The organism is Tumebacillus lacus (genome assembly GCF_026410385.1).
GTDB classification, from domain to species: Bacteria; Bacillota; Bacilli; order Tumebacillales; family Tumebacillaceae; genus Tumebacillus; species Tumebacillus lacus.
On record NZ_JAPMLT010000010.1, the window covers coordinates 96067 to 121577 of the forward strand.

Annotated in this window: 18 protein-coding genes and 1 other annotated feature; of the genes, 17 read left to right on the forward strand and 1 reads right to left on the reverse strand. The window is 58.9% G+C overall.

Annotated elements, in window-relative coordinates; translation table 11 throughout:
* Positions 1-101: 101 nt before the first annotated feature.
* Complete coding sequence (locus OS242_RS15625; RefSeq protein ID WP_267152627.1) at positions 102-8648, forward strand: polymorphic toxin-type HINT domain-containing protein; 8547 nt, start codon at positions 102-104, stop codon at positions 8646-8648.
* Positions 8649-8659: 11 nt separating this feature from the next.
* Positions 8660-9160: an SMI1/KNR4 family protein gene (locus OS242_RS15630; protein ID WP_267152628.1), complete on the forward strand. Its 501-nt coding sequence runs from the start codon at positions 8660-8662 to the stop codon at positions 9158-9160.
* Positions 9161-9202: 42 nt separating this feature from the next.
* Here the strand turns inward: OS242_RS15630 and OS242_RS15635 are convergent, their stop codons facing one another.
* Positions 9203-9355: a hypothetical protein gene (locus OS242_RS15635; protein ID WP_267152629.1), complete on the reverse strand. Its 153-nt coding sequence runs from the start codon at positions 9353-9355 to the stop codon at positions 9203-9205.
* 126 nt (positions 9356-9481) lie between these two features.
* On the opposite strand from OS242_RS15635, the gene OS242_RS15640 reads away from it, so the two are divergent.
* The 15 genes from OS242_RS15640 (at position 9482) to OS242_RS15710 (ending at position 25500) form a co-directional block, all read left to right on the forward strand.
* Positions 9482-10909, forward strand: a complete 1428-nt coding sequence (locus tag OS242_RS15640) for a phosphohexomutase domain-containing protein (RefSeq protein ID WP_267152630.1) — start codon at positions 9482-9484, stop codon at positions 10907-10909.
* Positions 10910-11007: 98 nt separating this feature from the next.
* Entirely contained in the window at positions 11008-11142 is a 135-nt protein-coding gene (locus tag OS242_RS15645) for a hypothetical protein (protein WP_267152631.1), read from the forward strand.
* Positions 11139-12350: an ABC transporter permease gene (locus OS242_RS15650; protein WP_267152632.1), complete on the forward strand. Its 1212-nt coding sequence runs from the start codon at positions 11139-11141 to the stop codon at positions 12348-12350. The genes OS242_RS15645 and OS242_RS15650 overlap by 4 nt, the downstream gene beginning before the upstream one ends.
* Position 12351: 1 nt before the next feature.
* A complete protein-coding gene (locus OS242_RS15655; RefSeq protein ID WP_267152633.1) occupies positions 12352-13020 on the forward strand; it encodes an ABC transporter ATP-binding protein in 669 nt (222 codons plus the stop codon).
* Complete coding sequence (locus OS242_RS15660; RefSeq protein WP_267152634.1) at positions 13017-13499, forward strand: hypothetical protein; 483 nt, start codon at positions 13017-13019, stop codon at positions 13497-13499. Before OS242_RS15655 ends, OS242_RS15660 begins: the two co-directional genes overlap by 4 nt.
* A gap of 69 nt (positions 13500-13568) precedes the next feature.
* Positions 13569-13823 (forward strand) — a binding site (T-box leader).
* A gap of 67 nt (positions 13824-13890) precedes the next feature.
* The gene (locus OS242_RS15665; protein WP_267152635.1) at positions 13891-16563 is read left to right on the forward strand and encodes a valine--tRNA ligase; all 2673 of its coding nucleotides are present in this window, start codon (positions 13891-13893) and stop codon (positions 16561-16563) included.
* A gap of 12 nt (positions 16564-16575) precedes the next feature.
* Positions 16576-17874 (forward strand): bifunctional folylpolyglutamate synthase/dihydrofolate synthase, encoded by a 1299-nt coding sequence (locus OS242_RS15670; RefSeq protein ID WP_267152636.1) that lies wholly within the window; start codon positions 16576-16578, stop codon positions 17872-17874.
* 195 nt (positions 17875-18069) lie between these two features.
* The gene (locus tag OS242_RS15675; protein WP_267152637.1) at positions 18070-19734 is read left to right on the forward strand and encodes a GspE/PulE family protein; all 1665 of its coding nucleotides are present in this window, start codon (positions 18070-18072) and stop codon (positions 19732-19734) included.
* Positions 19734-20789: a type IV pilus twitching motility protein PilT gene (locus OS242_RS15680; protein WP_267152638.1), complete on the forward strand. Its 1056-nt coding sequence runs from the start codon at positions 19734-19736 to the stop codon at positions 20787-20789. Before OS242_RS15675 ends, OS242_RS15680 begins: the two co-directional genes overlap by 1 nt.
* Before the next feature lie 5 nt (positions 20790-20794).
* Positions 20795-22015: a type II secretion system F family protein gene (locus OS242_RS15685; protein WP_267152639.1), complete on the forward strand. Its 1221-nt coding sequence runs from the start codon at positions 20795-20797 to the stop codon at positions 22013-22015.
* Positions 22016-22069: 54 nt separating this feature from the next.
* Positions 22070-22498, forward strand: a complete 429-nt coding sequence (locus OS242_RS15690; RefSeq protein ID WP_267152640.1) for a type II secretion system protein — start codon at positions 22070-22072, stop codon at positions 22496-22498.
* A 63-nt stretch (positions 22499-22561) separates the two neighbouring features.
* Positions 22562-23335: a prepilin peptidase gene (locus OS242_RS15695; protein ID WP_267152641.1), complete on the forward strand. Its 774-nt coding sequence runs from the start codon at positions 22562-22564 to the stop codon at positions 23333-23335.
* 33 nt (positions 23336-23368) lie between these two features.
* On the forward strand, positions 23369-23791 hold the full coding sequence (locus OS242_RS15700; protein WP_267152642.1) for a prepilin-type N-terminal cleavage/methylation domain-containing protein: 423 nt from the start codon (positions 23369-23371) through the stop codon (positions 23789-23791).
* On the forward strand, positions 23788-24258 hold the full coding sequence (locus tag OS242_RS15705; protein ID WP_267152643.1) for a hypothetical protein: 471 nt from the start codon (positions 23788-23790) through the stop codon (positions 24256-24258). The genes OS242_RS15700 and OS242_RS15705 overlap by 4 nt, the downstream gene beginning before the upstream one ends.
* Positions 24259-24261: 3 nt before the next feature.
* Positions 24262-25500, forward strand: a complete 1239-nt coding sequence (locus OS242_RS15710) for a hypothetical protein (RefSeq protein ID WP_267152644.1) — start codon at positions 24262-24264, stop codon at positions 25498-25500.
* Positions 25501-25511: the final 11 nt, after the last annotated feature.

The following is a 25511-nucleotide window of genomic DNA, read 5'->3' on the forward strand; positions in this document are numbered from 1 at the left end:
TAAAAATTCCGCATGAACCCCTTAAAGTAGGTCACGTGCCCGAACTCTACTTTAAGGGGCCTTTTGTGTCCAAAAAACAAATATGAAGGAGGGGCACTTGATTGCGTCTGTCAGGTATGTATGCAAAAGTCCTCGCTTGGACACTGGTGCTGTCTCTCGCTCTGGGTTATCCTCTTGAATCGCTCGGCACAGCCTATGCGCACGGCACGAACGAGCATAAAGACAAAGAAGACCCCAAAAAGGAAGCACCCGACAAGGTGCTCGAGATCAAAGAGAAACGAACGGAAAACTCAAAAACTTGGAAAAACAGTGATTTAACCGAAACGATTGAAATGTTCTCCACCCCGATCTTCTACCAAGATCCAGGTCAGAAGGAATGGAAGGAGATCGACAACTCGCTCACCGAAGAGATCAAAGACAAAGAAGAGCAAGGCAACTTCAAGTATCGGAACAAAGCGAATAAATTTACCGCTCTGTTCGGGAAGACGGCCGACAAAGACATCTTCAAAATCAAGCAAGGTCAGCACGCGCTGTCCTATTCGGTGGTCGGCGCCAAAGCTGCGGAAGGTGTCAGCAAAGAGGACGCCCTCACTTATTCAGAAATTTTAGCCAATATCGACGCTGTCTACCATGTCCGCAGCACTGGCGTCAAAGAAGACCTCGTTCTAAAAAAGCTCCCCGAGGTCGACCGCATCACGTTTGAACTAAAGACAGACCTCAACGTGAAAAAAGAGGGTCGTCGCATTGTCTTTACCGACAAGAAAGACGGATCGGCGGTCTGGGCGTTCGATCCGCCGTTCCTGCGCGATTCTTCCGACCGAGAGTCGCATGAGATGGACTTCGTACTGGAAGAGAAAGGCGGCAAAGTCCTGCTGACCCTGCCGCTGGACATGAACTATCTGAAAGACCCGGAAACGACATACCCGGTCCTGCTCGACCCGACCGTCACGGTCGGCGGCACGACTGCCACTACGTTTGACGCGTATGTCGGGGAAGTGTACGGCCACGTCAACTATGGAGGCGACCCGGAACTGCGCACCGGGTATGCACCGACTGTCGACAGCCACCGCACGTATATTAAGTTCGGCAGTTCGCTGCCGTCGCTGGACGGAGGCCTGCTGACGGGGGCGAATTTCAAGGCTTACAAGTATTATGAACCTTCTTCTGTCGACACCACGATCAATATCCACCGCGCGTACTCGGCATGGTCGAGCTCGTCCATTACATACGATACGCAGCCGGGATTTGGCGGTACGTATGCGTCAAACACGCTTTCCAAAGGCGAGGCAAACGGTTGGTACACGTGGAACGTCGGCAACCTCGTCAACTACTGGTATGACAACCCGGCGAACTACCACGGGCTGGTCATGCAAGCGAGCAACGAGAACACGACCGGTTCCTACCGCAAGTTTTACTCCAGCGATTACTCCTCCGGCGCGTATGCGCCGCGACTGGAGATCACGTACTCGCCGAAGCCGGCCGCTCCGACCGGGACGGCGTACGGCAACGGCACGAACACGGGCAACGGCTATGTCAACCTGCAGTGGAGCGCAGTCGCAGGAGCCACCGGGTACAAGGTGCTGTTCTTCAACGGCAAGGCTTATGAAGAGATCGATGTCGGGAACACGCTCTCTTGGACCACCAAAGGCAAAAAGCTCTGGCCGACGGCGGCTCAGGTGGCAGCAGGCACGTACACGCTGCGCTTGGACGGGAGCGGCGGTGAGTTGGAAGACGACCCGCGTCCGGTATACCAAGCATCGGGAGGCAACTACCCGAACAGCAAAAACTACTGGTTCCGCGTCAAAGCATACAACGCATACGGCGCGACCGTGCAGTCGGATGCGTTCATGCCGACCATCGAAGACGAAACGGCTCCGACCAAGCCTGGCACACCGGCAGTCTCCAACAAACTGAACAGTTCCTACACGTTTACTTGGGGTGCATCCACCGACAGCCTGTCGGGTGTGAAGCACTATGAAGTCTACCTCGGCACGCAATCTGGCGTGTGGGATGTGGTAAACGGCGCCACGACGACCGGCACCACCTACACGTACAGCGGCGAACTCGTTCCGCGCACACCGTACTACATGGCGGTTAAGGCGGTCGACAACAACGGCAACTATACGTGGTCGACCACTTCGAGCGATACGCCGCGCAAAGCTCTGGATGCTTCGATTGTCTCCTACTCGATCCCGGCGACGATGGAAGCGAGCGGGGATTACAATGTGCAGGTGACGATGAAAAACGAAGGTCTCCAAACTTGGACATCGTCTGGCGCGTTCTATCTTGGGTCTGTGGCGGAGACCGATCCGTTGACGCAGGATACGCGGGTGCCGCTGGCGAGCACCGATTCCATCGGTCCGGCTCAGACCAAGACGTTCAACCTGCGTTTTAACGGCGGCAAAAACCCTGGAGACTTCCTGACCCAGTGGGGCATGCTGCAAGTCGGTGTCGGCCGCTTCGGCGATACGCTGACCTCGAACGTGAAGGTCGCCGACACCACGCCGCCGCAGGGTGCCATCGTGATCAACAACGGGCAGACGCTGACCAACTCGCCGAACGTCACATTGAACCTCTCTGTGACCGACAACGCAAACGGACCGTATCAACAGCGCCTGCGCAACGAACAACTGGCATGGAGCGCAGATGAGGCGTTCACTGCTGTGAAGCAATGGACATTGTCGGAAGGCAACGGCGACAAGACGGTCTCCGTCGTCTACAAAGATGCGTCCGGCAACGAGTCGGCGATCCAAACAGACGGGATCATCCTCGACACCACGTTCCCGACAGCGGAGATGACCTCGCCGAATGAGCGGGATTATCTGAACGGAACGGTCGACATCGCGGGCTCCGCGACCGACAACGATCTGCAGGAGTACACGCTCTCTTACGGCGCAGGCACCACTCCGACGCAATGGACGGAGATTGCGAAGAAGACTGAGGTCGTGGATCAAAACGTGCTGGCCTCTTGGAACACCGCAGGCATCCCGACCGGCCTGTACACGCTTCGCCTGGAAGCGAAGGACAAAGCGGGCAACGTGTCGGTCGTGAGCAAGTACGTGTATGTGGACCAGTTCCTGAACATGCTCGGGACCGAGACGTTCTGGGGTGTGGTTGATACGCCGACCGGTTTCGGCACGAGCAAAGTGAATCTCTCCAACGGCAATCTGTTTTTAACCTATCAAGACTTTGATTGGGACGGCCGCGGGTTGAATGCAGGGATCAACCGTTCCTACAACAGCCAAGACACCGAGTCCGGTTTGCTCGGGCAAGGATGGCGTTTGGATGTGGAATCCAAGCTGATCGCCGAGTCCAACGGGGATCTCACCCATGTGGAAGAAGACGGCAGCCGTCACCGCTTTGTCAAAAATGAGGATGGCACCTACACGCCTCCCACAGGGATCTATGTCAAATTGACGAAACAGGCGGACGGTACGTACCTGCTGCAAGATCAGGACGCTGATGCGATCTCCAGCACCTTTAACGCGCAAGGCTTGCTTACGTCCGAGTTTGACACCAACGAAAACAAGATCACCTATGTCTGGGCAAACAACCAATTGCAAGAGATCGTCGATGCAGTCGGGCGCAAGGTGACGTTTGCCTACATGAACAACGTGATGACGGAAGTCAACTCGCCGATTGGCAAGATCAAGTATTTTTACACCGACCTGCGCCTGACCAGCGTGGAGTTTTACGACGCGGCGGGGACGCTTTACCGCACGCTCGGGTATGCCTATGATGACAAGGGTCGTCTGAAGAGCACCACCGACCCGAACCAGCGCGTGGTCAATTACCGGTACAACGGTCTTCGATTGATCAATGTGGAAAACTCGCTCACCACTCTGAATGCATCAACCGGACAGTTGAATCCTCCGGTGACGGTCGCTCAAACATTTGGCTATGATCTGGTCAACAAAAAAGTTGACATGACCATCGCCGGACCGAACGATTCGCTGGAAGCGGAGTATGGGTACAACGAGGTCGGCAACGTCGTATCGATGACAGAAGACCCGAATGGGTTGAACCTGACCAAGTCGTTCGTCTACCAGAATCATCTCCTCATGGAATCGACCGATCCACGCTTTCTGAAGACGACGTTCACCTACGATGCGCTTGGCAACGTGCTGACCAAGACGGAACCGACTACCACCGATTTGGATGGCGGTCAAGCGACTCCGGTGCACAGCACCAAGTACAAGACCGGCACCAGTTTGGTGGAAGAAGAGATCGATCCGCTGGGCCGTGTGACAAAGCATGAATACGACGCGCGAGGCAACAAGACGGCGACCATTGACCCGGACGGTTTCAAAGTCACGTTCACCTATGACGCTTACGGCAACGTGACTGAAGAGACCCACCAGCGCGGCGCGCTGTACGGGTATCTGCCGAACCACAGCTTTGAAAAAGGCGATGCCGCCGCGCTGAACCAATGGAAGACGAGCGGTTCGTGGTCGTTTCACGCGACTGAAAAGCGCAGCGGTGTGCAGGGCGTCGCTCTGACAGGAACTGCCTCGATTGAATCGGACTACGTGCCGATCAAGGAAGGGCGTCTCCCCGTTCGAGCCCTGGGCAACGTCAAGGCGAACGGCGCGACCGGGCTGGTTTCATCCCTCCAGTTCTATGACAGCTCGAAAAACCTGATCAGCAGCGCGAGCAGCGCCGCGATCAACGGAACGGTCGATTGGAGCATTCAACACGTCTTTGCGCCGATTCCGGCCAACGCAGCATTTGTGACCGCCAAGATCTCGCTGTCGGCAGGGACTGTCTACACAGACGACATCTGGATGGAAGAAGCGGATTACAAACTGATCACCAAATACGATGCAAACGGTCTGAATCCGATCGAATCTTTCGACCCGTACGGCAAGAAGACAACGAACGAATTTGACCTTGCCGGCAACATGACGAAAGAGACGAATGAACTGGGTCAGAGTGCGACCTGGATCTACAACGCGGACGGCGAAGCGGTCGAAGAGACGGACCGTCTGGGCAAGAAGACCGTCCACCAGTACGACGGCAGCGGGAACCTCATCAAGACGACCAATGCGCTGGGTCACTCCATCGAGTATCTGTTTGATGAAGCGAACCGCCAGATCCAGATCAAAAACCCGCACGTGACCAAGCAGTATTACGACAACCAGACGCCTCGAGAAGCGGAAGTTGTATCGATCACGAACATCGACGAATACAACGAACTCGGCTTCATAGTTGCTGAGAAAGACGGCAACGGCTCGATCAGCCGCTATGAGTACGACAAGGCGGGCCGCATGGTTCGTTCCGTCGATCCGTTGCGAAACGAAATGCGCATCACCTACGATGCCAACGATAACAAGCTCACCGAGGAAAACCTGGCGTGGGACACGGTGACATCCACGCTCCATTCCAAAGGGGTCACGCACTACCGCTATGATGAACAGAACCGGCAAATCAGCGAATCAGACCCGACGAAAGACGCCAACACGCTCGTCGAGCAGCAAAAATTCGATGTGATCGGCCGACTGCTCAAGGAAGTCGACGGCATGGGTCTGGCCACGAATTACGGCTATGACATCGACGACAACAGCATCTACAGCAAGGATTCCTCGACTCCGGCTGTCGAGACCTGGGCGCTCTACGACGGAAAAGGCAACCAGGCCATTTCCATGGATAAACTGGGCGCGGTCACGAACATCCATGACCTGAACGGCCTGCTGAAAGAAGTGGTGGACGCCGAGGGAAAGAAAACGGTCTACACGTACAATGCGGCCGGTGACAAAACGAAGCTCGTCGACGCGACAGGCGCGGTCACCGACTGGGAGTATGATGCGGAAGGTCAACTGAGCAAAGAGACCAAGTCGATCAAAGACCCGGTGACCGGCGAGACCAAACTGCAAATCACACTCTATGAGTACGATGCGCTCGGTCAAGTCGTCAAGCGCACGATGCAGGAAGGGATCGGCACGAGCGTTACAACCACGAACGAGGTCACCCTGTCCTATGACGAACTGGGCCAACTCGTTCGCGAACTGGGCATCACGCAGCCCGCAGGCACCCAGACAAACAGCCGTTACTATCACGACAACAACGGGAATGTCACCAACACGTGGATCTATGACGAGACGAACCCGATCCCGCTGGATAAAGACCCGGACGGCGACGGTTTCTACAACAGCCAGACCATCTCTGTCTATGACAAAAACAACCGTCTGTTGGAAGAGACGATCACGCACACACAGACTGTCACCAAGACCGCGTATGACGACAAGAACAACAAAGAGATCATCACCAATGCGTTGGGCGACACCGTGATCAACTCCGATGACAGCGACCGTACCAAGCAGATCCTGACTCCGAACTTTGACACGTTTGACTATGACTACTACGTCAACGACATGGTGTCGAAAGTGACCGCTCCAGGCGTGCAGACCACGTTTACGTACAACGGCGGTGAAAAGGTCAGCACGATCAAGGCGAACAATCGCAACAACAACGCGCCGGTGCTGGATCTGCAATACCGGTACACTGATACCGATCAGATCGCGGAGATCAGCGACAAGGGTGTTGTGAAAGGGAGATACACCTATTCGTCGGTCGGCAACTTGGAGACGGCGGAGGAAAACGGTCGCAAGCTCAAGTACACCTATGACGGGAACTCCAACATCGTCAAAGTGGAAGATCTCGCGACAGGCAAAACGGTGGCGACCTACACGTATGCCACCGGAGACCGCGTGCAGCAAAAGAAAGAATTCGACAAGACGACGGGCGCTTTGGTGCGCACGACCGATTATGAATTCAATCCGAGCGGCACGCTGAAAAAGGTGAAGACGACAGAAGGCACCAACGTCACCGTCATCGATTACGGGTACAACAGCGACGATCAGCTGATGACCGTAGACAAGACGATCAACGGTGCAGTGCAGCCGAAAGTCTTCTACGAGTACGACACAGAAGGCAACAGGATCGCCAAAAACGTGAGCGACGCGGCGGGCAACACGCACTATCACTACCACCGTGACACGACCGGCGGCATCTTCCTGGAAACCAAACTCACGGCCACTTCGAAGACCGAAGCACTCAAATACTACCGCGACGGCGACGGCAACCTGCTCTCGTTCTCGTTGAACGATGTGGTATACTACTACCAATTCAACGCGCGCGGCGACGTGCTGGCGATCACAGACAGCGCGGGCAATGTGGTGACGACCTACGAGTACGACACGTGGGGCAATGTCATCTCCATCGGCGGCGACAAGGCGCTGGGCGAAGCAAACCCGTACCGTTTCGTCGGGAAATTGGGCGTCATCTATGATCAGGATACGAACCTGTATCTGATGGGCTGGCGCGACTACGATTCGAGCACAGGCCGCTTCATCGTGCCGGATGAGTACGAAGGCGAAGAGGATGAGCCGGTCTCTCTGAACCGCTACCTGTATGCCGATGCCGACCCGGTCAATAACATCGATCCGGACGGTCATAAGGCAAAATGGCTCTCCGGTGTCTGGAAGAGTACGAAGAAAGCTGCGAAAAAGGCGTACAACTTCGCTGTTGGCGATGATATCCGCACCTTGAAGAGCAAGAAGTCCAAGTGGTACCACAAAGCGGGTGCTGCTGCCAGCATCGCCTCGAACTTCGTTCCGGGGGCGGGGCAGGCAAAGTGGGCGGTAAAAGGTGCGATCAAAGGCGTCAAAGCAGGCAAGAAAGCGATCAAGTCTGTCAAGTACTACAAACCTTCCGTCAAGAAGGCCAGGGTCAAAAAGACGAAGGTTGTGCTGAAGAAATCCAAAGCGCCGCAGCGAAAGACGTATCGCAAAGCCACACCGCAAAAAGATTGCAAATGTTTCACTGTCGGGACGACCGTCCATACGGAAGATGGCGAGAAACCGATCGAATCGGTCGAAATCGGTGATAAAGTTCTGGCCAAGGACGAAGTGTCCGGTGAGAAAGCATACAAGGAAGTCGAGTGGCTCTTCGAACGTGAAGTCGACGAGATCTACGAAGTCCACGTAGGCGCCGAAGTCCTCAAGACGACCGATGAACATCCCTTCTGGGTCGTCGGAGAAGGCTGGGTGGAAACGAAGGACCTGAAGGCCGGAGACCGCTTTGAGACGGCAGAAGGCAAGATCCTGACGATTGACAGCATCTACGTCAATCACAAAAAGACCACCGTCTACAACTTCAAAGTCAAAGACTACCACACCTACTTTGTCTCGAACCTCGGCATCTGGACGCACAACGCGTGCACGCTGAAGCCGCGGAAAAAATCGAGCACAAAGTCCAGCAACACCGCGAAAGTCAGACCGCAAAAGAAAGCCAAGACGAAAGCGTCGCTCTATCAGGTGGTGCCCTACCGCCCTACGAATACACCGCTGGAGAATCACCACGGCGTGCTGGACGTATGGGCGAAGCACAACATCGCGAACTATAAGAGCCGAGCCACGCACACGCCGGCCATCGCGCTCACAAAAGCACTGCATGACGCAACCAAAGCGGTGACCCGCGACTGGATGGAAATCAACACCGGCAAGCGGGTCGGCGGCAAGATCGGCTGGAAGAACATCCACCCGAGGGAGATGCAGGCGCTCACAGAAGCGATGTTCGACGCGGCGAAAGTTCCTGAATCGTCGCGCAGGGAGTATTACCGAGCCTTGCACAAATATATCTACAGATAGGAGAGAATCGCTTGAGCATCCAGCAATTGATTGAAAAAATCCGCACGCTTCCGGACTGCGAGGTCTATCCGGCAGCCGGACTTCCGGCCGTGGAGCCGGAGCACTCGCTTCCCGTTGATGTCCGCGAGTTTTATCAGGCATGCGGTGGAGTCGAGTTGTTCAAATCGGCCGACTATGCGGCAGTGATCGTGACGCCGCAAGAGTTCGTCCTGGCCAATCCGGTGATCGTGGGCGAGCGGTATGAGGAAGACATCACGTCCAACTTCTACATCATTGCGCGAGAGGCAGGCGGTGAATATCTGACGATCGATCTGGATGCCGAGCGGCTCGGCCGATGCTATGACAGTTTTTCTGACCGCCATGGCATCGTCGGTGAGACGCAGATCATCGCGCTCTCCTTCACAGAATTGTTGGAAAACCTGATCCGGAACAAAGGCAGGTACTGGTACTGGCTCGAGGATGATCACGTCTCTTTGGGCGATGCATACGATGATATAGAATTGGAAGACTAGGACATTAAAAAGGCCATCCTGTACCTCAGGATGGCCTTTTTTTCATGCCCCCATGAACATGACCAGCAAGATCAAAAACAGCAACGCCAACACAACGAGATCGAGCACGTTCGGAAAGAACAGCGCTCGCAAAAAGACGATCCCAATCGCTGCCAAGAGCAGGATCTTGACGGTGCGCAGCAGGTAGTAAAACATCGGCGAAACCCTCCTTCGCGTCTCGCTTCTATCCTATGAGCCCGCCCGCCCAACTGTTCGTGACAATTGCCCACCTGCCTGCATACGATGCAGAACACCTTCATCAAGGCAGGAGGAGAAGGACGCATGGAAATCATCTTTGGTACGGAAGGTTGGCGAGGACAGATCGCCGACACGTTTACGATACGCAATGCAAGAACGGTCTGTCAGGCACTTTCTGACGATCTGCTGGAACTGGGCAAGGCGGCGCAAGGGGTCGTGATCGGCTACGACACGCGCTTTCTGTCCGACCGGTTTGCCCGCGAGTGTGCGCAGGTGCTGGCCGCGAACGGCATCCCGGTCTATCTGCTCGACTCGGTGACGCCTACGCCCTTGCTCTCGTTTGCCGTCCGCTATCTGGGAGCGGCTGCCGGGCTGATGATCACGGCGTCGCACAACCCGGCCGACTGGAACGGGATCAAGTGGAAAGGGCCGCACGCAGGCCCGGTGCGTGAAGACGATGTGCGGCGGATGGCCGCCAAGGTCGGGAAGTCGGCGATTCAGACGATCTCTTTTGAAGAAGCCCGCAGAGCCGAACTGATCCGGCTGACCAACTGCGACGCGCCCTATTTTTCGCAGATGCTGCGCTTCGTGTCGCCCGCCCTGCGCCGCAAGCGGCCGCTGCATGTGGTGGTCGATGCGATGCACGGTGCGGCAGGGAACTATTTTGCCAAAGCGCTGGAAGAGGTCGGCTGTCAGGTCACGCACCTGCGCTCCGAGGCTGATCCGACGTTTGGCGGGGTCAACCCGGAGCCGATCAAGAAAAATCTCGGCCGGCTGATCGGCAAAGTGACGGAGCTGGGCGCTGACCTCGGGCTCGCGACTGACGGCGACGGCGACCGGCTGGGTGCGGTCGACAGCAAAGGCCATTTCATCTCGCCGCAACTGCTGTTCTCGCTGCTCGTTCTCCATCTGGTGAAAGAGCGCGGCTGGTCGGGAGCGGTGGTCAAAACGTTCTCCACGACCGGGATGATCGACCGGATCGCCAAGCAGTACCGCCGTCCGGTCGCGGAGGTGCCGATCGGGTTCAAATACATCTGCGACCGCATGCAGCGGGACGAGGTGTTGATCGGCGGCGAAGAGAGCGGCGGCATCGGCATCCCCCGCCACATGCCGGAGCGGGACGGCATCTTTTCCGCACTACTCCTGATCGAGCATCTGCAGATGACCGGGCAGAGCCTTTCCGAGGCGGTGGAGGGGCTGATGCGCGTCGCCGGAGAACATGCCTACGACCGGATCGACGTCCACGTGCCGGTCAAGCGCAAGGAGCAACTGCTCAAGTCGCTGCGCCAAAAGCCGCGCACGTTCGCAGGCCGGACGGTGGCGGAGGTGCAGACGCTCGACGGGATCAAATATTGTTTTGAGGACGGCGGCTGGCTGTTGTTCCGCCCGAGCGGGACGGAGCCGCTGCTGCGAGTCTACGCCGAGGCGAAAGACGAGCGCGACGTGAAAGCGCTGCTGGCGGCGGCGACGCAATTGATCGAGCGCGGGACTAAACCGGCGCGGGAAAGGTAAGAATAGGGGTACCTGGTACGATGCGGGTATCCATGCCAAGGGTTGCGCGCCCTTGGCTTTTTCTGTATGATCCTTTTCAGAGAGCGGGGTCGCTTGCGATGTTGAGCGGTATCGAAGTGTTGTTTAATTTCCTGTGGTTTGGGATGATCGTCATCGGGGCGGTCATCACCTGGGTGATCCTGCGACGGCGCGATCCGTTTGACGACGGAGCGTTGCCGGAGGAGGACGAATGAGGCAACGTGTGCCCTTCGCGTGGCGCAATCTGTGGCGCAAACCATTGCGCGCGTCGCTGCTCGTGATCGGGGCGATGATCACCGCTTCGATTTTGTTTTTGAGTTATTTTTTTCTGGTCGGCATCGAAAAGAGCACGGCGGCCTCTTCCGCCCGCTTTGGCGCGGATGTGATGGTCGTGCCGAAACACTTCGGCGCGGTCGCCGAGCAGATGATGATCTCGGGGGAGGTCTCGACGTTTTACATGCCGGATACGGTGCTGGACAGGCTGAAGGAGATCCCGGAGATCCGACAGATGTCACCGCAGCTCTATCTGGAGACGTACTCCGGCACGTGCTGTCAGGTGCACGGCGATTTTCCTGTCATCGCGTTCGATCCGGCCACCGATTTTTCCCTGCAGGCGTTTATGGCCGAGACGGGGAAACCGTTTACAAAAGATTCGGTGCTGATCGGCAGTGAGGCGGGCGGGAAAAACGCGCTCTACCACCTGCATTACAAGTCGTACGCCGAGCGGGTCACGCTGTTCAATCGCCCGTTTCAGGTGGCGAAGGTGCTGTTTCCCACAGGCTCGGGAGCGGATCGCACGATTTTCATGGATCTGGCGACCGCCCGCGAGCTCAGGAAAACAGGCGGGAACGAGTTGACATTTCCCGAGAACAGCGTGTCTGTCGTGCTGTTGCGCACGGACGCGGGCGACGCGGAGTTTGTCAAGCGACAGGTGGAGCGGTTGATCCCGGAGGCATCGGCGGTGACCGGCTTGAAGATCCGCGAGACGATCGAGGGGCAGCTGCGGCCGTTGCGCTGGTTTGCCTTTTCGATGATCGCGGTGGTGCTGGTCATGGCAGCTCTGCAGACGATGACGCTGTTTTCGGCACTCGTGGCGGAACGAATGCGCGAGATCGGGATGTTCCGGGCGCTCGGTGCGTCGCGGGGCACGGTCTATCGCCTGCTCTTGCTGGAGGCGTGGTTGGCGAGCACGTTCGGGGCGGTGATCGGCGTCTTTTTGGTTGCGACCACGCTGGCCGACAACCGGGCGCTGCTGACCAAGTCGTTTCAGTTGCCGCTGATTTTCCCGAGCCTTGCCAGCACGGTCTGGCTGGGGCTGGCGGCGGTGCTCGCGACCGGCGTGCTCAGTGCGCTGGCCGCCGCTGTGCCGATCCGCAGCATCCTGCGTCTGCAGCCGTATGACGCGATCCGGGAGGGCGAGTGAGATGGCGATGATCACGATGCAAGAGGTGACCAAATCGTACCGGGGACCGGGCGGGCTCGTGCGGGTGCTCAAAGGAGTGGACCTGCGCATCGAAGCGGGCGAGTTTGTCGCGGTGATGGGCCCCTCCGGCTGCGGAAAATCGACGTTGCTCTCCTTGATCGGGCTGCTCAGCGCGCCGACGAAAGGGTCGATTGTGATCGACGGGGCGGAGACGGCAGGTCTCCGTGAGAAAGAACGTACGCGCCTGCGTGCGGAAAAGGCCGGTTTTGTGTTTCAGTTCCCAAGTCTCGTCTCCACACTGGATGTGCGCGAAAATGTGTTGCTCCCTCTGATTCTCACGGGCCGGACGGAGGAAGGGCACCGCCGCCGGGCCGACGCGCTCTTGGAAGCGGTCGGCCTTGGCGGACGCGGCAAGGAGCGGACGTATCAGTTGAGCGGCGGCGAACAACGGCGAGTGGCGCTCGCCCGCGCCCTGCTGCTCGACCCGCCGCTCCTTCTGGCAGACGAGCCGACCGGGGCATTGGATCACGAGTCGGCGCATGAGATGTTGCAGTTGTTGCAAGATGCAAACGGCCGGGGGCGGACTGTGGTGATGGTCACGCACGACCGGGACCTCGCCCGGCAGGCTCACCGAGTGTTGATGTTACGTGATGGAGTGATGGCGGAATGAACAATATCGAATGGCGCAGAATCTTGATCAGCGGGATCGGGGTCGGTTTGATCGCCGGCATCATCCCGATGTTTTTCGGGGCGGAGCTGTTGTACTCGACACTGCCGATCGGCATGATGATCTCCGCGTATCTGTTGATCCCAAGAGTGCAGACGGGCCGCTTCTGGAACGGGTTTGTCGTCTCGGCGTTGACGGCGGTGGTCGCGACGGCGATCTACTTTGTCTACATGTATCTGCGGTTTGGCGCGGAAGTGACCGGGCCCAATTTGAAAGCGGCGCTGACTCAGTTGCCGCTGCTGATCCTGATGATCTCTCTGTTCGGCTCGTGGCTGTTTGCCAAGACGCATGAATGGACGCTGAAAAAGCGTGAGGAGATCGAAGCGAAACGCGCAGGAAAGACAAGCACCGGCAAAAAAGTGAAACCGTACGTGGCGCGCCCGACCAAGAAAAAGTACAAGCCGAAGAAAAAGAAAAAATAACGTCTTTGGCGTTTGACAATGGCGCGCCCGGTTGTATACTATGGGAAACAAGAACTGATGAACAGACAATGATCGACATGGATGGGAAAGAGTAGGTTCACCACGGCCCTTCGCAGAGAGGGCGGCCGATGCGCTGAGAGGCCGCCTAGGGTACAGGAACTGAACGTCGTCCCGGAGTCGCCTGCCTGAACGTTTCCTCTACGGGGAGACCAATAGGGGAGGCCGGTGAATCCGTTATCTTCATTTTGAGCGCGCATGGTGTTTTTCTGTTCCTTGCGAATCAAAGGTGGTACCGCGGAAGACACAGTCTCTTTCGTCCTTTGCATGATAAAGGGCGAGAGGGACTTTTTTATTTGTCCATGTGTCGTCAAACATCGAAGGAGGCACTTTCATGGAAGAGAACATCACCCCGGAAAACAACATTCCGAAGGTCTACGAACCGAAGGAAGTCGAGACCAAACTGTATCAATGGTGGATTGAAAGCGAGCTGTTCAAAGCGAGCGGCGATCAGACCGCTCCGAAATACTCCATCGTCATCCCGCCGCCGAACGTCACCGGCAACCTGCACATGGGCCACGCGTTGAACCTGTCGATCCAAGACGCGCTCGTTCGCCGCAAGCGGATGCAGGGCTTCGACACGCTGTGGCTGCCGGGTACCGACCACGCGGGCATCGCGACGCAGGCAAAAGTGGAAGGTCAACTGCGCGAACAGGGCATCTCCCGCTATGACCTCGGCCGTGAAAAGTTCCTCGAGAAGGTCTGGGAGTGGAAAGAGTTCTCCCAAGACACGATCCACGCGCAATGGTCCAAGCTCGGCATCTCCGTCGACTACTCCCGCGAGCGCTTCACGCTCGATGAAGGACTGTCCCAAGCGGTTCGCACCGTGTTCGTCAAGCTCTACGAAAAGGGCCTGATCTACCGGGGCAAGCGGATCATCAACTGGGACCCGGCGCAGCGCACCGCGCTGTCTGACATCGAGGTCATCTACAAAGACGTCCAAGGCGCGCTCTACCACATGCGCTACCCGCTCGAAGACGGCACCGGTTCGATCACCGTCGCGACCACCCGTCCGGAGACGATGCTCGGCGACACGGCCGTCGCCGTCCACCCGGAGGATGACCGCTACAAGGACATGGTAGGCAAAAACGTCGTGCTGCCGATCACCGGTCGACTGATCCCCATCGTGGCTGACGAGTATGTCGACAAAGAGTTCGGCTCCGGCGCGGTCAAGATCACCCCGGCGCACGACCCGAACGACTTTGAAGTCGGCGCGCGTCACAACCTCGAACAGATCGTCGTGATGGACGAATCGGGCGTGATGAACAGCGAGGCCGGTCCGTACGCGGGTCTGGACCGCTTTGACGCCCGCAAAAAGCTCGTCAAGGATCTGCAGGACGCAGGCGTGCTGTTCCAGATCGAAGAGCATCTGCACTCGGTCGGTCACTCCGAGCGCTCCGGTGCGGTCGTCGAGCCGTATCTGTCGACGCAGTGGTTCGTCGCGATGCAGCCGCTGGCCGACCAAGCGATCGAGTTCCAAAAGACGGACAACGCCGTCAACTTTGTCCCGGAGCGCTTTGAGCGCACCTATCTGCAATGGATCGAGAACATCCGCGACTGGTGCATCTCCCGTCAGCTGTGGTGGGGCCACCGCATCCCGGCGTGGTACTGCGACTCCTGCGGCGAAGTCCATGTCGCGATGGAAGACCCGTCTGCCTGCTCCAAATGCGGTCACGGCGAACTGCGCCAAGACGACGACGTGCTCGACACCTGGTTCTCCTCCGGGCTGTGGCCGTTCTCGACGATGGGCTGGCCGGAACAGACGGAAGACCTCAAGCGCTACTACCCGACCGACGTGCTGGTCACCGCGTACGACATCATCTTCTTCTGGGTGGCGCGCATGATCTTCACCGCGCTGGAGTTTACCGAAGAAAAACCGTTCGCCGACGTGCTGATCCACGGCCTCGTCCGCGACGCGGAAGGGCGTAAAATGTCCAAGTCGCTCGGCAACGGCATCGATCCGCTCGAAGTCATCGAAAAGTACGGCACCGACGCACTGCGCTTCATGCTGCTGACCGGCGTCTCTCCGGGCCACGACCAGCGCTTCAACTGGGAAAAAGTCGAGAGCGCGCGCAACTTTGCCAACAAGATCTGGAACGCGTCCCGCTTCGTGATGATGAACCTCGACGAGTCGTTCACCTACGCGGGCCTGACCGCAGATGCCAAGCTCGGCACGGCCGACAAGTGGATTCTCCACCGCCTGAACGAGACGGCGAAGATGGTCAACGACCGACTGGAGACCTACGACTTTGGCGCGGCCGGCACAGCCGTCTACGAGTTCCTTTGGAATGAGTACTGCGACTGGTACATCGAGCTGGCGAAAATGCCGCTCAACGGCGACGATGCCGAGGCGAAGCGCACCACGCAAAACGTCCTCGTCTACGTGCTCGACCAAGCGCTGCGTCTGCTCCATCCGTTCATGCCGTTCCTCACCGAAGAGATCTGGCAGCACTTGCCGTCCCGTCCGGAAGGCGCGTCGATCATGACCGCGCAGTACCCGGCGTACACCAAGGATCTCGCAGACGCGACTGCTGAAGGCGAGATGGAACTGCTGATGGAGATCATCCGCTCCGTCCGCAACACCCGTGCGGAGATGAACGTGCCGCCGTCCCGCAAGGTCAATCTGCTGATCAAAGCGAACGACGACGCGACGGCAGACATCCTCCAGCGCGGCGAGTCCTACATCCGCCGCTTCTGCAACCCGGAGGAGCTGACCATCGGCACCGACGTGACCGCACCGGAAAAAGCGGTTTCCAACGTCGTCACCGGCGCCGAACTGTTCCTGCCGCTGGCTGGCCTGATCGACATCGACGCGGAGATCGCCCGCCTCGAAAAAGAAGCGAAAAAGCTCGACGGCGAAGTGGAACGCATCGAGAAAAAGCTGAACAACCAAGGCTTCGTCGCGAAAGCGCCTGCCGACGTCATCGAGGCGGAGAAAGCCAAGCTCGTCGACTACGCGGAAAAACGCGAAAAAGTCCGTGCCCGCATCGCGGAACTGCGCGGCTAGGGAGACCGATACGTGTCTGCAACAGACTGGATTCACAGTTTTGACCGCTTCGACGGACGCAAAGGGATCAAGCCGGGCCTTGAGCGCATGGAAGCGATGCTTTTGCTGCTCGGTCAACCGCACCGCGACCTGCGATTTGTGCATGTCGCGGGCACCAACGGCAAAGGCTCGACCTGCGCCTTTCTCGCCAGCGTGCTGGAGCAGGCGGGCTACCGAGTCGGGCTTTACACCTCGCCGTATCTGTCCGCCTTTGGCGATCGGATGCGCATTGGCGGATGCAACATCACAGATGACGCGCTGGATGCGCTCGTCGACCGGGTCAAACCGGTCGTCGAAGAGGTGGCCGCCACCGTACACGGCCGGCCGACCGAGTTTGAAGTGATCACCTTGCTCTCCATTTTGTTCTACGCGCAGGAGCGCGTCGACTTCGTGGTCTGGGAGACGGGTCTTGGCGGACGTTTGGATGCGACAAACGTCGTCACGCCGCTGCTCTCCCTGATCACCAACGTCGGCCGCGACCACGAGGCGATCCTCGGACAAGGCATCGAGCGCATCGCTGTGGAAAAAGCCGGGATCATCAAGCCGGGCGTCCCGGTGCTGACGACGGCAAAGGGTGTCGCGCTCGACGTGATCGAGCGGACGGCACGGGAGCAGGGAGCACCCTGCTATGCGGCCGACCGCGATTTTTCGGCGAAACGCACGGCGTACGGATTGGACGGGCAGTCGTTCGACTGGCGCGGCATCGGCGATCATCATGTCGCGCTCCGCATCCGGCTGCTCGGTCCGCATCAGATCGACAATGCAGCGTTGGCGCTCGCCGCGTGTGTGCAACTGCGACGAATGGGGGTTGCGATCACGGGCGAGGCGATGCAGGCGGGACTTAAGTCTGCCGCCTGGCCGGGACGTTTGGAGATCGTCAGCCAGTCGCCGCTGACCTTGCTGGACGGCGCGCACAACCCGGAAGGAGCCGCCGCGCTCGCCGCCGCTTTGAAAGAGCTGCTGCCGAATCGACGCCTGATCTTTGTGATCGGCATTCTCGCAGACAAGGCAATCCCCGACGTGCTTGCCCCGCTGACAGAGTTGGCCGCTCACGTGATCGTCACGCGGCCGGACATGGACCGCGCCGCGCAGACGAGCGATGTCGCCGATGCGGTGCGCACGCTCGCGCCGACGACCCCGGTGGAAACGATGGACCGGGTCTCGTCCGCCCTCTATCGAGCCACTGTGCTGGCGATGGAACAGCGGGGCGCCGTGATCTGTACCGGTTCGCTGTACATGATCTCCGAGGCGCGTGCTGTCCTCGTTCCATAACCTGTCAAAGAGAACCTCCCTGACTTCAAAGGGAGGTTCTCTTTTATGTAAGTATCGCTCTTGAGTACCTAAAATTTCATTAAGGGCAGGCAGGAAAGTATCATATCATGTCGAATTACCGCAGAAGAGAAAGATTTGTCTATGTGACAACTCGACTATGACGCACGGACTATCGGGGAGAGGGATGACGGCAGCATGGCACGGAAACGCATCGGGGATTTGTTGATCGACGCAGGCTTGATCAATGACGGACAACTGCAAGAGGCGCTCGCGGTCCAAAAGACCGGCAAGGAGAAGTTGGGGGACGTCTTCTTGAACATGGGGATCATCACCGAACAGCAATTGTTCGACGCCCTCGAAGTGCAGCTCGGCATCCCGCATGTTCAACTGCACCGCTACAAAATTGAACAGGGTCTGCTCAGCATCATCCCGGAGCGGTTGGCCAATCTGTACAAAGTGCTGCCGTTGAAAAAGGAAGGCAACCGTCTGACGGTGGCGATGGTCGATCCGCTCGATTATTTTGCCATCGACGATCTGCGGATGAGCACCGGATTTTTAGTGGAGCCGGCCATCGCGTCCAAAGATGAACTGTTGCGGGCGATCAACCGCTACTACGGCTTGCAAGAGTCGGTCGAAGAGATCATGCAAAATCTGCCGCAGGAGTTTGAAGGAGACCGCGAGATCATCGACGAAGACGCGCCGGTGGTGCGGATGGTCAACCAGATTATCCAGCAAGCGGTGATGCAGCGGGCGTCAGACATCCACCTCGACCCGCAGACGGACGGCATCCGCGTCCGCTATCGGATCGACGGCGTGATGCGCACCGAGCGCGTGCTGCCCAAGCACATGCAAGGAGTGATCGCCGCCCGGCTGAAGATCCTCGCCCACCTGAACATCGCCGAACGGCGGGCCCCGCAGGACGGACGCTTCCACATGGATGTCGACCTGCGCACCGTCGATGTGCGCGTCGCCACCTTGCCGACGGCGCACGGGGAAAAGATCGTCATGCGCGTGCTCGATGCCAAGATGAACATCAACGACATGGAAAAGCTCGGCTTTGAGCGGGACAATCTGGACCGTTTCCACAAAATGATCCGCCATACGCACGGCATCGTCCTGCTGACCGGTCCGACCGGCAGCGGGAAAACGTCGACGTTGTATGCGGCGCTCAATCGCCTGAACACCGACGAAGTGAACATCGTCACCGTCGAGGACCCGATCGAGTATCAGGTCGACGGGGTCAACCAAGTGCAGGTCAACCCGACCACCGGCCTGACGTTCGCCGCCGGCCTGCGCGCCATCTTGCGTCAAGATCCGAACGTGATCATGGTCGGCGAGATCCGCGACGTAGAGACGGCGGAGATCGCCGTGCGGGCTGCCTTGACCGGTCATCTCGTCTTTTCCACCTTGCACACCAACGACGCGGTGGCTTCGATCACCCGATTGATCGACATGGGCATCGAACCGTTTCTCGTCGCTTCGGCCATCGTCGGCGTCGTCGGACAGCGGCTGGTGCGCCGGGTCTGCCCGGAGTGCGCCGCCCCGTACACGCCCCGCCCGGAAGAACTGCGCATGCTGGACGCGCGCGGTCTCTCGGCGGAAGGGTTGCTCGTCGGCACCGGCTGTCCGAGTTGCAACCGCACCGGCTATCGCGGCCGGGTAGCGGTGCAGGAGGTGCTGGTGCTCGACGACGCGCTGCGCCGGATGGTGATGGACAAGCGGCCGGACGCCGAATACCGAGCGCACGCCATTCGCGGCGGGATGCGGACGATGCTCGATGACGGGCTGGTCAAGGTGGCAAACGGTGTCACGACGTTCGCCGAGGTGTTCCGCACGACGATGAGCGAAGGAGAATCGTGATGACAAACATCGAAGGCTACCTGCGCACCGCCTGTGAGCGCGGTGCGTCAGACCTGCATCTGACGGTCGGATCGCCGCCGGTGCTGCGGATCGACGGCGACCTGCGCCCGCTCGGTGATACGGTACTGTCGACGCAGGATACGGCGGAGATCGCCCGCGACCTTCTCGACCGCGACGGATACGAGGAGTTGATGGAGCGCGGCGAGTACGACTTTTCCTGGGAAATAGCCGGTTTGTCGCGGTTTCGGATCAATGCGTTCCGGCAGCGCGGCCGTCTTTCCTTGGCGATCCGCATCGTGCCGACGCACATCCCGTCGCCCGAGGAATTGCGCTTGCCCCACTCGCTGTTGGAGTTTGCAAAGGCGCCTCAAGGTCTGTTTTTGGTCACCGGACCGACCGGCAGCGGCAAATCGACGACGCTGGCCTGCCTGATCGACCAGATCAACAGTCGGTCGCGGCGACACATCATCACGCTGGAAGACCCGATTGAATTTCTGCACGGGCACCGCCAGAGCATCGTCGACCAGCGTGAGGTCGGCAAGGACACGCGCTCCTTTGCCAGCGGCCTGCGCGCCGCGCTGCGCCAAGACCCGGACGTGATCCTCGTCGGCGAGATGCGCGACCTCGAAACAATCTCCACGGCGATCACTGCGGCGGAGACGGGTCATCTCGTGCTGGCGACCTTGCACACAACTGACGCACCGCAAACGATCGACCGTATCGTCGACGTATTCCCGCCGGAGCAGCAACAGCAGATTCGCGTGCAACTGGCGAGCGTTCTGCTCGGTGTCCTCTCGCAGCGATTGTTGCCGACCGCCTCGCTGAACGGCCGGGTGGCCGCGCAGGAGATCCTCGTCAACACGCCGGCCGTCGCCAACCTGATTCGCACCGAAAAAGTGCACCAGATCCGCACGACGATGCAGACCGGACGGGCGCTCGGCATGCAGACGTTGGAGATGCACCTGCAAGAGTTGATGCGCGCCGGGCTCATCAGCGAGCGGACGGCAGCGGAGCAACTCAACCAGCCGGATCTGACCGGCGACGCGAGGAGGTGACGGGAGTGCCCGCTTATTCCTATGAAGCGCTCGACCACTTTGGCAATCGCGTGCGTGGCCGCGTTCATTCGGCAGACCGGCAAGCGGCCGTGCAAGAATTGAAACAAAAGGGACTCTACGTCACCGAGCTCAATGACTTCAAAGGCAGCATCTGGCACCGGGAGATCGAACTGGGCTCGAAGCGCATTCCGGCTCGCGACTTCATCCCATTTTTGCGCCAGTTTGCCACGCTGTTCAAAGCGGGGGTGACGCTGGTCGAGTCCCTGCGCATCCTCAGCGAGCAGACGACAAACAAGAAATTGAAAAAGATCCTGCTCGACTGCGCCTCGCAGGTCGCACGCGGCAATCAGCTCTCCGAGGCGTTGCGCGAACATGACGGTGCGTTTCCGCCCGTCTTTGCCAACATGATCCGGGCGGGGGAAGTGACGGGCAACCTCGAAGACGTGTTGGAGCGTTTGGCCGCCTTTCTCGAAAAAGAGCACTACACGCGGGAAAAGGTCAAATCGGCGCTGACCTACCCGGCGGTGATCTCCCTCGTCGCAGTGATCGTCACCGTGTTTCTTCTGGTCAACGTCGTGCCGAGCTTTGTGCAAAACTTAAAACAGCTCGGCGGCGAACTGCCGACTTCGACCAAGGTCGTGCTCGCCGTCTCCGGCCACCTCGTCCACACGTGGTATCTGTATCTGCTCGGCATCGGCTCCCTGCTGATCCTGCTGCGCGGTGCGCTCCGGACGCCGAAAGGGCGCTACGCCTTCGACCTGCTCAAACTGCGGCTGCCGATCTTCGGCCCGCTGCTGCGCAAAGCGGCATTGGCGCGGGCGGCCCGCACGATGGCGACATTGTTTGCCAGCGCGGTGCCGACCTTGCAGGTGTTCACCGTCGCGGCGAGCGTCGTCGGCAACGAGATCTACGCCCGCGCTTTGCAAGAAGCCCGCGATTCCTTGCGCGAAGGCCAATCGATGGTCCTGCCCCTTCGCAAGGAAAAGATGTTCCCGCCGTTGGTCACGCAGATGATCGCCGTCGGCGAGCAGACGGGCAATCTCGACTCGATGTTTGCCAAGATCGCCGATTTTTACGAGGCGGACGTTGAGACGACGGTCGACAAATTGCGGCCGCTGATCGAACCTTTGATGATTCTCCTGCTGGCGATCCTCGTCGGCACGATTGTCATCGCCACCATCGCTCCGATCTTCGAGATCTACGGCACAGCCGGCAGAGCTCGATAGCCATATTCTTTACGCTACTATTCCTGTTTGGAAAAAAGAGAGGTAGGGTACACCATGTCCTTGATCCGCAAACTCAAGAACCGCATCAAAAACCAACGCGGCGTCACCTTGATCGAGTTGCTCGCTGTCATCGTCATCCTCGGCGTCATCGCCGCAGTCGGCATCCCGGCTGTCGTCAACTCCCGCGCAGACGCGGAGCAGGCGACCTACGAAGCAAACGCCAAGATCATCTCCGAAGCGATCAAAAAGCGCATCCTGTTCGGGGAAGCGTACGACGGCGCGTCTGACGCAGGCAACACCACCGACCGCGTCTTCTCCATCCCGGAGATCGCGACCGAACTTGGCATCACCAACCTGTCCGGCGTAACGGCAGGCACCGGCTCGACCGTCACCGTCAACGCCAACCGCAACGACGGCTCGGCAGCAGGCACCTACACGATCGACACCGCATCCGGCGTCGTCGCGTACGAGATCAGCAAATAATCAACAACGATCTGAACAACTGCGTGGGAGCTGTCCCACGCAGTTGCTCTAGATGGAGGGAAAATGGAAACGATCTACACCGCGGACGCTTTGCTCCTCATCTATTCCTTCGTCGTGTTTCTGTTTATCGGGTCTTTTCTAAACGTGTGGGCGATTCGCACGTTGGATGGCACCTCCGTCCTCCACCCGCGCCACTCGCACTGCCCGTCCTGCAGCACGCTGTTGACCTGGCGCGACCTGATCCCCGTCCTGTCCTGGCTGTTCCTGCGCGGACGGTGCCGCACCTGCGGCGAGCCGATATCCTGGCTCTACCCGCTCGGCGAACTGGTCTCTGCGCTGATCCTGACCTTCATCGTCTGGCAGCAAGGTCTGTCCCTAGAAACATTCGTGATTCTCACGCTGTTTGTGTTCATTCTGACCCTGACAATGACTGACATCCGCGCCAAGCTGATGCCAAACAAGATCACCTATCCGGGCCTTGTCGTCATCCTGCTTTTGCGCCTGTTCATCCATCCGCTCGGGCTGACCGACTATGGAATCGGCTTTTTCGTCGGCGGGGCGTTGCTCACCTTGCTCGCCTTGGTGCCAAACGGCATGGGCGGCGGGGATATCAAACTGTTTGCGCTGATCGGTCTCGCGCTGGGCTGGCAAGGGGTGCTGTTCGCCTTGTTCTACTCCTGCGTCTGGGGTACGGTCTTCGGATTGCCGTTGAAATGGGCCGGCGTGATCAAGCCGCGTCAACCGATCCCGTTCGGACCGTTCATCCTGATCGGCACATTGACCGCGTGGGCGTACGGAGCGGACATCTGGGATTTGTACATGCAACTGTATCGGTAAGAAGGATCACACAAAAGGAGGGAGGTCGTGCGAGTGCACCTTTGGAAAAATGAACGGGGCCTGACGCTGACAGAGCTGCTGGCTGCGGTCGTCCTGCTCGGGCTGATCGTCGTGCCGTTGACGAACATTGGCACGACCGCCCTGCGTTGGCACCGCGAAGACGTGCAGCGAAATCAGGCGCTCGACCTCGCGGGCAGCAAATTTGTCGAAGTCAAAGCGCACGTGATGAGGGCAGGCCGTACCTTGCCGGAGCCGCTCGTGCAAGGGACGTTCCCGGACACCGAGCTGAACTGGCAGGTCGTCACCGACGGAGAACACTCCCGCCAGTTGCCTGTGCAGGTACTCGAAGGTCAGCCGATCCCGGAATTGATCCGCGTGGAGATGGTCGTCACCGATGCCCGGCTGCAGGAGATCACCCGGCTGGAGACGGTCGTGCGCACGAGGGAACTGCGATGAGCCGCCGGGAACTCGTTTCCGAGCGCGGTGTCACGTTGCTCGAATTGCTCACCGTGCTCGTGCTGCTGGTGCTCGTCGTCGGCGCTCTGACCGCGCTGCTCGGCTCGTCCTACGACACGTATGGCCGGATCTCGACTGCGGCCGAAGAGGATCGGATCGCGACTTTGATCCTGAACAAGTTGCAGACCGATCTGCAACAGGCGATTGGGGAAGAGTCGGTGCGAGTCGAACTGTCCGCGATCCTCATCCAGAAGGAAGATCAAGACGGGCAGCCTGTCACCGTCCGCTACGAGAACCGTTCGGACGGGCGGGTCGTCCACGTTACGGCACAGGGGGCCGAGATCGTCCTCGCCGAGCGGGGCCGCATCGAAGTCCCGCCGCATGATCCGACACTCTACCACCTCACCGTCGAAGTCGGCAACACGCGGCGCACGGCGACGGTGGCGCGCTACGACTGGGGGAAGTAGCCGATGAAACTGCTCAAGCTGCTCAAGTTGCACCATCGCTTGCATCAAAACGAGCAAGGCTCCGCGCTGCTCTTGGTGCTGATCGCCGTCGTGGTCGTTCCGATCCTGTTCGGCGGGCTGTACCTGACGTTGCAGCAGTCGCACCGCACCGCGCAGCAGCACGACCTGCTCGTGCAGGCCGACTACCAAGCGCAAAAGATGATGGAGATCGCGCTCTATTACTACTACCGTCAGCCCAAGGCGTTCCAGAGCAAATTTTCCGGCGCGGGTGCCTGTCTGAACGACCCGGACAACGCCGAAAACAGCGTCTGTCTGGAGATCGCAAACGGTGAACGAATGCTCGTCGCACGCGGCACGGCTCAAAGCGGCGGCGAGGGCAAGGCCCGCCTGTCCCGCGAACAGATCATCCGCGTGCCGATCGCAAGCCTCGATCTGCCGACGACCGGAGACGAACCGTTTGCAGGCGATGTTCCCGGCGTTAACGACTATCCGATTCGCGCCGTCATGCTCGGCGAGACGTTCTACGGCGGCAACGCGATGCGCGGCGCAAACAGCGTGAAGATCAGCGGCGGGGTCCTCCTTGGCGAAGGCTCGTCGTTTGAGATCTCGCGGGAGAAACACAATGACAAATTTGATATCGGCCTTGAGGTCGCAGGATATGTCACCGCACCCGAGGGGTTGGCGTGGAGCCTCGGGGAAGGACATCGGGACGAACTTTCGTACCGCTTGCTCGGGGAGCAGGCGGTCGAAGAGAAGAGCACGCTGCACACACCGTTTGCCGAGCAACTGGACGGCTTGTACAGACAGGTCGAAACGACGTTGCAAACGGTCGACGTCTACCGCTTCCAGGACCCGTTGGTGACGTTGGAAACCAAAGGGGAAAAGAAAGAAAAAGGATACTCCTTCTGGCGGCGAAACGATGAATCGCTGGGCGATCTCTTCAAAAACCGCGCCGACGAACCGAAGATCATTTTAATAGAAGGAAACCTCTTGCTGCCCCAAAAAGTGGAATCCAGCGGCTGCCTGATCGTGCGTCTCCACGACGGCGAAAAAGCGACGATCTACCTGCCGGATCAAGCGGATTGGACGCATGACGGTGCCGTGATCGCCGGGCAGTTGCGCGGCTATGACATCCAGCATCAATACCGTTTCAAAGAGAGCCGCCGCTGGCCGGAACAGTATCGATGGCACGTCGAACTGACCCGCGAGGACGCGGACCTCTACCGACAGAAAAAAGAGTAGAAAGGGAGGCT

What these genes read in the sequence shown, in the direction of transcription:
- OS242_RS15635 (WP_267152629.1), bottom strand. Translation starts at nt 9,355, where the DNA reads ATGTTTTACTACCTGCTGCGCACCGTCAAGATCCTGCTCTTGGCAGCG.
- OS242_RS15640 (WP_267152630.1), top strand. Translation starts at nt 9,482, where the DNA reads ATGGAAATCATCTTTGGTACGGAAGGTTGGCGAGGACAGATCGCCGAC.
- OS242_RS15645 (WP_267152631.1), top strand. Translation starts at nt 11,008, where the DNA reads ATGTTGAGCGGTATCGAAGTGTTGTTTAATTTCCTGTGGTTTGGGATG.
- OS242_RS15650 (WP_267152632.1), top strand. Translation starts at nt 11,139, where the DNA reads ATGAGGCAACGTGTGCCCTTCGCGTGGCGCAATCTGTGGCGCAAACCA.
- OS242_RS15655 (WP_267152633.1), top strand. Translation starts at nt 12,352, where the DNA reads ATGGCGATGATCACGATGCAAGAGGTGACCAAATCGTACCGGGGACCG.
- OS242_RS15660 (WP_267152634.1), top strand. Translation starts at nt 13,017, where the DNA reads ATGAACAATATCGAATGGCGCAGAATCTTGATCAGCGGGATCGGGGTC.
- OS242_RS15665 (WP_267152635.1), top strand. Translation starts at nt 13,891, where the DNA reads ATGGAAGAGAACATCACCCCGGAAAACAACATTCCGAAGGTCTACGAA.
- OS242_RS15675 (WP_267152637.1), top strand. Translation starts at nt 18,070, where the DNA reads ATGGCACGGAAACGCATCGGGGATTTGTTGATCGACGCAGGCTTGATC.
- OS242_RS15680 (WP_267152638.1), top strand. Translation starts at nt 19,734, where the DNA reads ATGACAAACATCGAAGGCTACCTGCGCACCGCCTGTGAGCGCGGTGCG.
- OS242_RS15690 (WP_267152640.1), top strand. Translation starts at nt 22,070, where the DNA reads ATGTCCTTGATCCGCAAACTCAAGAACCGCATCAAAAACCAACGCGGC.
- OS242_RS15695 (WP_267152641.1), top strand. Translation starts at nt 22,562, where the DNA reads ATGGAAACGATCTACACCGCGGACGCTTTGCTCCTCATCTATTCCTTC.
- OS242_RS15705 (WP_267152643.1), top strand. Translation starts at nt 23,788, where the DNA reads ATGAGCCGCCGGGAACTCGTTTCCGAGCGCGGTGTCACGTTGCTCGAA.
- OS242_RS15710 (WP_267152644.1), top strand. Translation starts at nt 24,262, where the DNA reads ATGAAACTGCTCAAGCTGCTCAAGTTGCACCATCGCTTGCATCAAAAC.